Raw genomic sequence first — 10,102 nt, 5'->3', positions numbered from 1 at the left:
CCGCCTCGCCGCTGTTTCGCGCCGTGCCATACGTGGTGTTCGGCTGCATGCTGGTGGCCGCCGGCGTGATCCCGTCGCTAGGCACGGACCTGCCGGCCGGGCGCGCCGCCGACGCCATCGCCCTGGTCGGCCTGCTGGCCACCGCGCGCATGTTCATCGCGCTGGGTGCCATGGACATCGGCACCGCGTTCGGCTCGCTCGGCGCGCGGCGCGAGATGCTGATCGGCTTTCTGGCCGAACCGGCGCTGCTGATGGTGCTGTTCAATCTGGCGCTGCTGGGCGGCTCCACCTCGGTGCCGGTGATCGCCGAGCGCCTGCTCGCGCAGGGGCTGACCGTGAATCCCAGCCTCGCCTTCGCGGCGCTGGCCTTCGTGATGGTGCTGGTGGCGGAAAACGCCCGCCTGCCGGTGGACAACCCGGCCACGCATCTGGAACTGACCATGATCCACGAGGCGATGGTGCTCGAGTACTCGGCGCGGCACCTGGCGCTGATCGAATGGGCGTCGGCGCTGAAGCTGTTCAACTACGCGTGTCTGGGCTTTGCCTTTTTCCTGCCGTTCGGCCTCGCCGGCAGCGGCGCCGGGCTTGCTGCATTGCCGGCGGCGCTGCTGGCGCTGGTGGTGAAGCTCGCGCTCGCCGGCGCGGCGCTGGCGCTGTTCGAGACCCTGAGCGCCAAGCTGCGCGTGTTTCGGGTGCCCGAGTTCCTGGCCATGGCCTTCATGCTGGCGGTGGTGGGGCTGCTGACGCGGCTGCTGTTCGTCGGGGGTGGGCCATGAACGCGCCGGCGGCGTCGCTGCAGCTGGTGGAACTGCTGGCCTCGCTGCTGCTGCTGCTGTCGTTCGCCATGCTGGCGCAGCGGCGCATCGCGTCCCTGGTGAACCTGTTCGCGCTGCAGGGGGCGGTGCTGACGGCCTCCACCGCGGCGGTGGCGGCCAGCGCCGGCCTGCCCCATCTGTACACCTCGGCGGCGCTGACGCTGGTGCTCAAGGTGCTGCTGCTGCCGGTGTTCCTGCGCCGGCTGGTGGTGCGCCTCGGCCTGCAGTGGGACACCGAATCGCTGGTCGCCATCCCGCTGCAGATGCTGATCGGACTGGCTCTGGTGATCTTCGCCTTTGGCCTCGCGCAGCCGATTTCCCAGTTCGGGCACGAGATCACCCGCCAGACGCTCGGCATCGCGCTGGCCATGGTGCTGCTGTCGCTGCTGATGATGATCGGCCGCCGCAAGGCGGTGTCGCAGGTGGTGGGCTTTCTGGCGCTCGAGAACGGTCTGGTGTTCGCCGCCACCACCGCCACACAGGGCATGCCGATGGTGGTCGAGTTCGGCATCGCGCTCGACGTGCTGGTCGGCGCGGTGATCCTGGGCGTGTTCTTTTTCCAGATCCGCGAGCAGTTCGACAGCCTGGAACTGAAGCACCTGGAACGCCTGCGCGAGGAGTGAACCCGTGACGGAACCGGCATGGAACTGATCGCGCTGCTGGGCGTGCCGCTGCTGGGCGGCGCGGCGCTGGGCGTGTGGGGCGCCAGGCGGCGTGCCGCGGAACTGAACGCGCTGTGCAGCCTCGCCACCTTCCTCGCCGGCGCGGCACTGACCGCGCGGGTGATCGTGGACGGCCCGCTGGTGACCGGCCAGGGGCAGTTTTTCATCGACGCCTTCAACGTGTTCCTGGTCGCCCTGACCAGCTTCGTCGGCTTCACCACGGCGCTGTTCTCGCGCCCATACATGCGCATCGAGGCCGATCGCGGGCACCTGTCGGCGGGTCGGCTGCGCCTGTATCACGGCATGTACCAGCTGTTCATGTTCACCATGCTGCTGGCGCTGACCACCAACAACCTCGGCATCCTGTGGGTGGCGCTCGAGGCCGCCACGCTGACCACCGTGCTGCTGGTGTCGCTGTACCGCACCGCCGCCTCGCTGGAGGCGGCTTGGAAATACTTCATCCTGTGCGGGGTCGGCATCGCCCAGGCGCTGTTCGGCACCATCCTGGTGTACTTCGCCGCCGAGCGCGTGCTGGGCGGCGGCGGCGGGGCACTGCTGTGGACGCAGCTGGACGCCATCAAGGGCCAGCTCGAACCGACCGTGCTCGCGATCGCGTTCGTGTTCCTGCTGGTCGGCTACGGCACCAAGGTGGGCCTGGTGCCGCTGCACAACTGGCTGCCGGACGCCCACGCCGAGGGCCCGACGCCGGTGTCGGCGGTGCTGTCCGGCCTGCTGCTGAACGTCGCCCTGTACGCGGTGGTGCGCTGCAAGGTGCTGGTGGCGGGGGCTGTGGCGGGCGACCTGCCCGGGCGCATGCTGATGGGCTTCGGTCTGCTGTCGGTGCTGGTGGCGGCGTTCTTCCTGTGGCGCCAGCGCGATGTGAAGCGCCTGTTCGCCTACTCGTCGATCGAGCACATGGGCATCGTCACCTTCGCCTTCGGCATGGGCGGCCCGGTCGCCAATTTCGCGGCGCTGCTGCACATGACGGTGCACTCGCTGACCAAGAGCGCGATTTTCTTTGCCGTCGGCCATGCCACGCAGATCGCCGGCACGCAGCAGATGCAGGACATCCGCGGCCTGCTGCTGCGCTCGCCGACGGTCGGCTGGGGCCTCATGCTGGGCACGCTGGCCATCCTCGGCATGCCGCCGTTTGGCGTGTTCGCGAGCGAGTTCCTGGTCCTGACCACCGCCATGCGCGAGCAGCCGTGGGCGACGCCGCTGCTGCTGCTGGCGCTCGGCGTGGCGTTCGGCGCCATCTTCCGGCGCGTGCAGCCGATGGTGTTCGGCCTGCCGCATGCGCGCGCCCTGCCGCACCCGCCGGCACTGGCGCCGGTGTTCGTGCACATGGCACTGGTGCTGATGCTGGGGCTGTACATCCCGGGCCAGCTGGCCGACTGGTATCGCCTCGCGGCGCGGCTGATCGGGTGAGCGTCATGGACCTTCCACTCGCCCCCGTGCCCGGTTTCGAAGCGGCCCGCCGCCGGCGCCTCAACGCCGACGCGTGGCTGGCGGAAATCACCGACGCGCACGCGCAGGGCGCGCGCCTGGCGGCGCTGTGGGCGAGCGATGCGCGTGCCGCCGAGGGCGCGCTGCGGGTCTGCGTGGTGCTGCAGCACGGGCGCACGCTCGACTGGCTGGAGCTCGCCCTGCCGGCCGACGGACCGCTCGAGTATCCGGACCTGGGCCGCCTGTTTGCGGCCGCCACGCGCATGCAGCGCGCCGCCGCCGACCTGCTCGGCGTGCGCGCGGCCGGCGCCGACGCGCGGCCGTGGCTGCGCCACGCCTGGCCGGCGACGCTCGCGCCGCTGCGCGCCGGCCCGCTGGGCGAAGTGGAGCCGATGCCGGCCATCGATTACCCCTTCGTGCGCGTGGCCGGCGACGGCGTGCACGAGATTGCGGTCGGGCCGGTGCACGCCGGCATCATCGAACCCGGCCACTTCCGTTTCTCGGTGGTCGGCGAGAAGGTGCTGCGGCTCGAACAACGCCTGGGCTACGTCCACAAGGGCATCGAGAAACGCTTCGAGGGCATGCCGGCCGAGGACGGTCAGCGCCTGGCCGCGCGCGTCAGCGGCGACAGCGCGGTCGGTTTCGCCTGGGCCTACTGCATGGCGCTCGAAGCGCTGTGCGGCGCGGAACCGCCGCCGCGGGCGCTGGCTTTGCGCGCGCTGGCGCTCGAGCGCGAGCGCCTGGCCAATCATCTGGGGGATCTGGGCGCGCTCGGCAACGACGCCGGTTTTGCCTTTGGGCTCGCCCAGTTCTCGCACCTCAAGGAGCGCCTGCTGCGCGGCAATGCGGCCCTTTACGGTGCGCGCTACCCGATGGACGAGATCGTGCCGGGTGGCGTCGTGCACGATCTGGCGCCGCCGCAGATCGCCGCCGTGCACGCCGAACTCGACGCCATCGAGCGCGAGCTGGCCGACCTCGCCGCTATCTACGCCGACCACGCCGGCCTGCAGGACCGCTTCCAGGGCGCCGGCCGGGTGACGCCGGAACTGGCCGGGCGTCTGGGCCTCGTCGGGCTCGCCGGGCGCGCCAGCGGGCAGGCCTTCGACCTGCGCTGCGACTGCCCGGCGCCGCCGTACGACCGCCTGCCGGTGCCGCTCGTGACGCGCACGGCCGGCGATGTGGCGGCGCGCGTCGAGGTGCGCTTCGAGGAGGCGCAGGTGGCGATCGATCTTTGCCGCCGGCTGCTCGGCGCGCCGCCCGAGGGCGACGTCCGCCGGGCGCTGCCGGCACCGCGCAGCGACCGGCCGGCGCTGGGTCTCGTCGAAGGCTGGCGCGGACCGCTCTTGGTAGCGCTGGAACTCGCCGCCGACGGCCGCATCGCCCGCTGCCGCCCGCAGGACCCGTCCTGGCACAACTGGCCGGTGCTTGAGCACGCCATCATCGACAACATCGTGCCGGACTTCCCGCTGATCAATAAATCCTTCAACCTCTCCTACAGCGGCCACGACCTCTAGCACACGCCATGCTGAAGACGCTGCGCACCATCCTTCGCGGCGGCATCCGCAGCGAGCCCCTGCCGGCCGCCGATGCCGACCGCCTGCCGGCCCAGCGCCTGCAGGCGGAGCTGCGCCGGCGGCTCGGCCGGGCGCTGTGCATCCGCCAGGTGGACGCCGGCTCCTGCAACGGCTGCGAGCTGGAAATCCACGCGCTGAACAACCCCTACTACAACCTCGAGGGCGCCGGCATCCGCTTCGTCGCGAGTCCCCGCCACGCCGACCTGCTGCTGGTGACCGGCCCGGTGACGCGCAACATGCGCGAGGCGCTGCAGCGCACTTACCAGGCGACGCCGCCGCCGCGGCTGGTGGTGGCGGTGGGGCAGTGCGCCTGCGACGGCGGCATCTTCGGCGACAGCTACGCGAGCTGCGGCGCGGTCGGCAACGTGATTCCGGTGGACGCGACCGTCCCCGGCTGCCCGCCGACGCCGACCGCCATCCTGCAGGTCATCGTCGACCTGGTGGGCGGCCGCGCCTGATCACGACCACCGACCCGAGCCGCACGGCCTGCGCCAGTCGCCAAGGGAAACGCTTACGTCTCGATGTCCCGGGGCGGCGTGCCCCAGCGTGAATCAATGACACATGTCATTGATTCACCAAGCGCAGCGCGGGCATGTACCGCGCTGCGCGAGCCGAGAAATGCCACGAATGGAATGTTTCAGCGTCTGTCGGGTGGTCCGATCAGCAGCGCCGCCAGCACGCGCCGGCCCTCGAGTGCCAGCACGTTGTAGGTGCGGCAGGCGGCGAACGTGTCCATGGCCTCGAAGCCGACGCCGCGCGCGTGGAACATGCGCATCACCGCGGCATCCGGAAAGCGCAGCCGCGCGCCGCTACCGTACAGCACCAGTTCGGGGGCGTGTTCGAGCAGCGCCTCGAAGGCCGCCAGTGGCGGCGTGTCCGAGGTGACTGCCCAGTCGAGCGGTGCCGTGTCCGGTTGCAGCAGGGCAGGGCCGGTCAGCGTTTGCAGCTGCTCGCCGCGCGCCACCGTCACGCAGTCGGTCTGGTAGGCCTGTACGCGGTAGCTGGCGCCTCGTTCGATCTGGATTTTCATTTAGAATTTCGGTCCTTCCGATGACGCACTGGCCAGCCTGGATTATCGACCCGCTGTGGCTTCCGTGCGCATGCCCGCACCCGCGTTCCCTCCTGCCCGCCCTTTCGGCCCGGACGATCCATGAAGGACAGCTTTCCGCGCATCGAGCGCCTGCCGCCGTATGTGTTCAACATCGTCAACGAGCTGAAGGCGCAGGCCCGCCAGCGCGGCGAGGACGTGGTCGATTTCGGCATGGGTAACCCGGACCAGCCGACGCCGCCGCACATCGTCGACAAGCTGATCGAGGCCGCCCGCCGCGGCGACACGCACCGCTATTCGGTCTCCAAGGGCATCCCGCGCCTGCGCCGGGCCATCTGCGCCTGGTACAAGCGCCGCTACGACGTGGACCTGAACCCCGACAGCGAGGCCATCGTCACCATCGGCTCCAAGGAGGGTCTGGCGCACCTGGCGCTGGCCACGGTGGGGCCGGGCGACGTGGTGCTGGTGCCCAATCCCACCTATCCGATCCACCCGTATGGCTTTGTCATCGCCGGCGCCGACATTCGCCACGTGCCGATGCTGCCGGGGCTCGATTTCTTCGAGGAACTCGAAAACGCCATCCGCAACTGCTGGCCGCGGCCGAAGTTCCTGGTGCTGAATTTCCCCAGCAACCCGACCACCGCCTGCGTGGATCTGGATTTTTTCGAGCGCGTGGTGCGCATCGCCCGCGAGCACGAGATCTGGGTCATCCACGACCTGGCCTACGCCGAGATCGCCTTCGACGGCTACCAGGCGCCGTCCATCCTGCAGGTGCCGGGCGCCAAGGACATCGCGGTCGAGGCCTACACGCTGTCCAAGACCTACAACATGCCCGGCTGGCGCGTGGGCTTCATGTGCGGCAACCCGACGCTGGTCGGGGCGCTGGCGCGCATCAAGTCGTATCTGGACTACGGTACCTTCACGCCGATCCAGGTGGCGGCGATTGCGGCGCTGGAAGGCCCGCAGGACTGTGTGCGCGAAATCGCCGCCATGTACCAACGCCGGCGCGACGTGCTGTGCGAGGGCCTGAACGCCGCCGGCTGGGCGGTGGAAAAGCCCAAGGCGACCATGTTCGTGTGGGCGCGCATCCCGGAGCGTTTCCGGGCGCTCGGTTCGCTCGAATTCAGCAAGCTGCTGCTGGCCGAGGCGCACGTGGCGGTGTCGCCCGGCATCGGTTTTGGCGAATACGGCGACGAGTACGTGCGCTTCGGGCTGATCGAAAACGAACACCGCACGCGCCAGGCGGTGCGCAACATCCGCCGCCTGCTGCGCGGCGGCGAGGCGCTGGCCGCGCAGGGTGGCGCATGAACGCGGTCCGCATCGGCCTTTTGGGCCTCGGCACCGTCGGCGGCGGCACGCTGGACCTGCTGGCGCGCAACGGCGACGAAATCGCCCGTCGCGCCGGGCGCCCGCTGCGCGTCACGCACGCCTCGGTGCGCAATCCGGAGCGCGCGCGCGGCCTGCCGGCCGACATCGCGCTGCACACCGACCCGTTCGAGGTGGTGCGCCAGCCGGACGTCGACATCGTGGCCGAGCTGATCGGCGGCATCGAGCCGGCGCGCGAGCTGGTGCTGGCGGCGATCGGCGCCGGCAAGCACGTGGTCACCGCCAACAAGGCGCTGATCGCCCACCACGGCAACGCGATTTTCGAGGCTGCGCGGCGCGCTGGCGTGGCGGTCGGCTTCGAGGCCGCCGTGGCGGGCGGCATCCCCATCATCAAGACCCTGCGCGAGGGCCTGGCCGGCAACCGCATCGACGGCATCGCCGGCATCATCAACGGCACCTCGAACTACATCCTGACGCAGATGCGCGACGCCGGGCTCGACTTCGCCACGGCGCTGGCCGACGCGCAGCGCCTGGGTTACGCCGAGGCTGATCCCGGCTTCGACATCGACGGCGTGGACGCCGCGCACAAGCTGTCCATCCTGGCGGCGATCGCGTTCGGCATGCCGCTGTGTTTCGGGGAGGTGCACGTCGAGGGCATCCGGGATCTGTCGGCCGTGGACGTCGACTACGCCGGCCAGCTCGGCTATCGCCTGAAGCTGCTCGGCATCGCCCGGCGCGGTGCGCAGGGTGTGCAACTGCGCGTGCACCCGACGCTGCTGCCGCAGCGGCACCTGCTGGCGCAGGTGGACGGCGTGATCAATGCCGTGCTGGTGGACAGCGACGCGCTGGGCCAGAGCCTGTACTACGGCGCCGGTGCCGGGGCGGGGCCGACCGCGTCCGCCGTGGTGGCGGATCTCATCGACATCGCCCGCGCGCTCACCATCGACGCCGAACACCGGGTGCCGTATCTGGCCTTCCACCACGACCGCCTGCAGGCGCTGCCGGTGCAGCCCATCGACGCGGTCGAGACGGCGTTTTACCTGCGCCTGACCGCGCTCGACCGGCCGGGCGTGCTGGCGGATGTGACGCGCATCCTCGCCGACCAGCAGATCAGCATCGAGGCCATTCTGCAGAAGGAGCCCGCGCCCGCTGCCAGCCACGTGCCGGTGATCCTGCTCACGCACAAGGTGCCCGAGCGCGCGCTGCGCGACGCCATCGCCCGCATCGAGGCGCTGCCGAGTATCGACGGGCGCGTGGTGAGCCTGCGCGTCGACCACCTGGAGCACTGACATGCACGCCTACGAGGGCCTGATCGCCCGCTACCGCGACTGGCTGGAGCTGCCGGCCGGCATCGTCCCGGTGACGCTGCTGGAGGGCGCGACGCCGCTGATCCGCCTGCGCAACATCCCGCGCAAGCTGGGCGTGGACGCTGACATCTACGTCAAGTTCGAGGGCCTCAACCCCACCGGCTCCTTCAAGGACAGCGGCATGACGGCGGCGGTGTCGGTGGCGGTGGCCGAAGGCAGCCGCGCCATCATATGCGCCTCCACCGGCAACACCTCGGCCTCTGCCGCGGCCTACGCGGCGCGTGCCGGCATCGTGTCGTTCGTGCTGATCCCGGAGGGCAAGATCGCGCTCGGCAAGCTGGCGCAGGCCATCGTGCACGGCGCGGAGGTGCTGCAAATCGCCGGCAATTTCGATGACGGCATGCAGCTGGTGAAGGAGCTTGCGCAAAGCGCGCCGGTCACGCTGGTGAACTCCGTCAACCCGCACCGCCTCGAGGGCCAGAAAACCGCGGCCTTCGAGATCGTCGACACGCTCGGTCGCGCGCCGGATTACCACTGCCTGCCGGTCGGCAACGCCGGCAACATCAGCGCCTACTGGATGGGCTACGCGCAGTACCACAGCGCCGGGCGCTGCCACCTGCCGGTGATGGTGGGCTACCAGGCGGCGGGCGCGGCGCCGTTCGTGGCCGGCCACCCGATCGAGCAGCCGGAAACCATTGCCACCGCCATCCGCATCGGCAATCCGCAGTCGTGGGACAAGGCGATCGCCGCGCAGCGCGAATCCGGCGGCTGGTTCGCGGCGCTGACCGACGACGAAATCCTCGCCGCCCAAACGCTGCTGGCGCGCGAGGAAGGCGTGTTCTGCGAGCCGGCGTCGGCCGCCTCCATCGGCGGCGCACTGCGCGATTTGCAGTCCGGCCGCATCGCGCCCGGCAAGACGCTGGTGTGCACGCTGACCGGCAATGGTCTGAAGGACCCCGACATCGCCATCCGCAGCGCGCCCGATCTCAAACCGGTCAAGGCCGATCGTGCCACGCTCGAGGCGGCCATCCTGCGCCGCCTGGAACGCGGGCATTGATGCCTGACACCGGGCGGTCGTAACCGCCCGGCCGCGTCAATACCAAAGCCCGCCCGGTCGCCAGCGCGGCCGGCCGAGCTCGGCCGGTCCCAGGTGCCGCGGTGGCGCCCAGTCGTCGTGCGCAGCATGTGCCGGCGCCATCTGTTGCGCGATCGCCTGCAAACGCCGGATGCGCTCTTCGGTGGGCGGGTGCGTGCGCAGCAGCGAGGGGTCCGGCAGGCGCCGGCCCGGCAGCAGCACCTGCTCCAGCCAGCGGCCCTCGTGGTGTTCGAGGCGGGCCAACGCCCGGATCAGCCCTTCGGGATCACCGGTCAGCGCCACCGCGCCGGCGTCGGCGTCGAACTCGCGCGTGCGCGACAGGGCGAGCTGCAGCAGCACGCCGACCGCCGGCGCCAGCAACAGCAGCGCCACCGCGCCCCAGTTGACGGTAGCCGCGCCGATCATCACCAGCGGCAGGTTCACCAGCACCAGCAGCACGCCGACGTTCGACAGCACCGCCGTCAGGCGGCTGATGAGGTCGGCCAGGCCCATCACCAGCATGTCGCGGTTTCGGATGTGGGCGATCTCGTGCGCCAGCACGGCCACCAGCTCGCGCGCCGGCAGGCTGCGCAGCAGGCCGGCGGTGACCGCCACCGCGGCGGCTTTGGGCGTGCCGACGGTGAAGGCGTTCAGCAGCGGGCTCGGCACCAGAAACAGTGCCGGCGGTCGCTCGAGGCCGGCGCGGGCGGCCAGCGTTGCCACCGCCTGCACCAGGCCCGGCGCCTCGGCGGGGTGGATGGGGCGCCCGCCGTACAGGCGCAGCAGCAGCGCCGGGGCGATGCGCGGCGACAGCGCCAGCAGCAGTCCGCTGAGCAGCAGCGCCCACAG

The 10,102-nt window shown here is 70.8% G+C and carries 10 protein-coding genes; 8 read left to right on the top strand and 2 right to left on the bottom strand.

The window, feature by feature from the left end; translation table 11 throughout:
- The 5 genes from PHC73_RS07300 to PHC73_RS07280 form a co-directional block, all read left to right on the top strand.
- A partial coding sequence (locus PHC73_RS07300; protein ID WP_300126269.1) for an NADH-quinone oxidoreductase subunit H occupies window positions 1–776 on the top strand: 776 nt, incomplete at its 5' end.
- Entirely contained in the window at window positions 773–1,438 is a 666-nt protein-coding gene (locus PHC73_RS07295) for a hypothetical protein (RefSeq protein WP_300126267.1), read from the top strand. The genes PHC73_RS07300 and PHC73_RS07295, both read left to right, overlap by 4 nt.
- 18 nt (window positions 1,439–1,456) lie before the next feature.
- Window positions 1,457–2,905, top strand: a complete 1,449-nt coding sequence (locus PHC73_RS07290) for a hydrogenase 4 subunit F (protein ID WP_300126265.1) — start codon at window positions 1,457–1,459, stop codon at window positions 2,903–2,905.
- A gap of 5 nt (window positions 2,906–2,910) precedes the next feature.
- Window positions 2,911–4,437 carry a hypothetical protein gene (locus tag PHC73_RS07285; protein WP_300126263.1) on the top strand — a complete coding sequence of 509 codons (1,527 nt, stop codon included), beginning with the start codon at window positions 2,911–2,913 and terminating at the stop codon, window positions 4,435–4,437.
- A gap of 8 nt (window positions 4,438–4,445) precedes the next feature.
- A complete protein-coding gene (locus tag PHC73_RS07280) occupies window positions 4,446–4,955 on the top strand; it encodes an NADH-quinone oxidoreductase subunit B family protein (RefSeq protein ID WP_300126261.1) in 510 nt (169 codons plus the stop codon).
- A 179-nt stretch (window positions 4,956–5,134) separates the two neighbouring features.
- On the opposite strand, the gene PHC73_RS07275 is transcribed toward PHC73_RS07280, so the two are convergent.
- Complete coding sequence (locus tag PHC73_RS07275) at window positions 5,135–5,527, bottom strand: MTH938/NDUFAF3 family protein (protein ID WP_300126259.1); 393 nt, start codon at window positions 5,525–5,527, stop codon at window positions 5,135–5,137.
- Window positions 5,528–5,647: 120 nt separating this feature from the next.
- Here PHC73_RS07275 and alaC point away from each other — a divergent pair, with 120 nt between their 5' ends.
- From alaC to thrC, 3 genes are read left to right on the top strand one after another with little or no spacing between them, the layout of a single operon-like run.
- On the top strand, window positions 5,648–6,853 hold the full coding sequence (alaC, locus tag PHC73_RS07270) for an alanine transaminase (protein WP_300126257.1): 1,206 nt from the start codon (window positions 5,648–5,650) through the stop codon (window positions 6,851–6,853).
- Window positions 6,850–8,160 (top strand): homoserine dehydrogenase, encoded by a 1,311-nt coding sequence (locus PHC73_RS07265; protein ID WP_300126255.1) that lies wholly within the window; start codon window positions 6,850–6,852, stop codon window positions 8,158–8,160. The genes alaC and PHC73_RS07265 overlap by 4 nt, the downstream gene beginning before the upstream one ends.
- Before the next feature lies 1 nt (window position 8,161).
- Window positions 8,162–9,235, top strand: coding sequence for a threonine synthase (thrC, locus tag PHC73_RS07260; protein ID WP_300126253.1), 1,074 nt, complete (start codon window positions 8,162–8,164; stop codon window positions 9,233–9,235).
- A gap of 36 nt (window positions 9,236–9,271) precedes the next feature.
- Here thrC and PHC73_RS07255 read toward each other — a convergent pair.
- The coding region (locus tag PHC73_RS07255; protein WP_300126251.1) for a zinc metalloprotease HtpX at window positions 9,272–10,102 on the bottom strand (831 nt) is incomplete at its 5' end.

The sequence above is a fragment of the Immundisolibacter sp. genome, assembly GCF_028696615.1.
Taxonomy (GTDB): Bacteria; Pseudomonadota; Gammaproteobacteria; order Immundisolibacterales; family Immundisolibacteraceae; genus Immundisolibacter.
The sequence above is the reverse complement of the archived record's forward strand: the minus strand, read 5'-3'. Positions and strand labels throughout refer to the sequence as shown.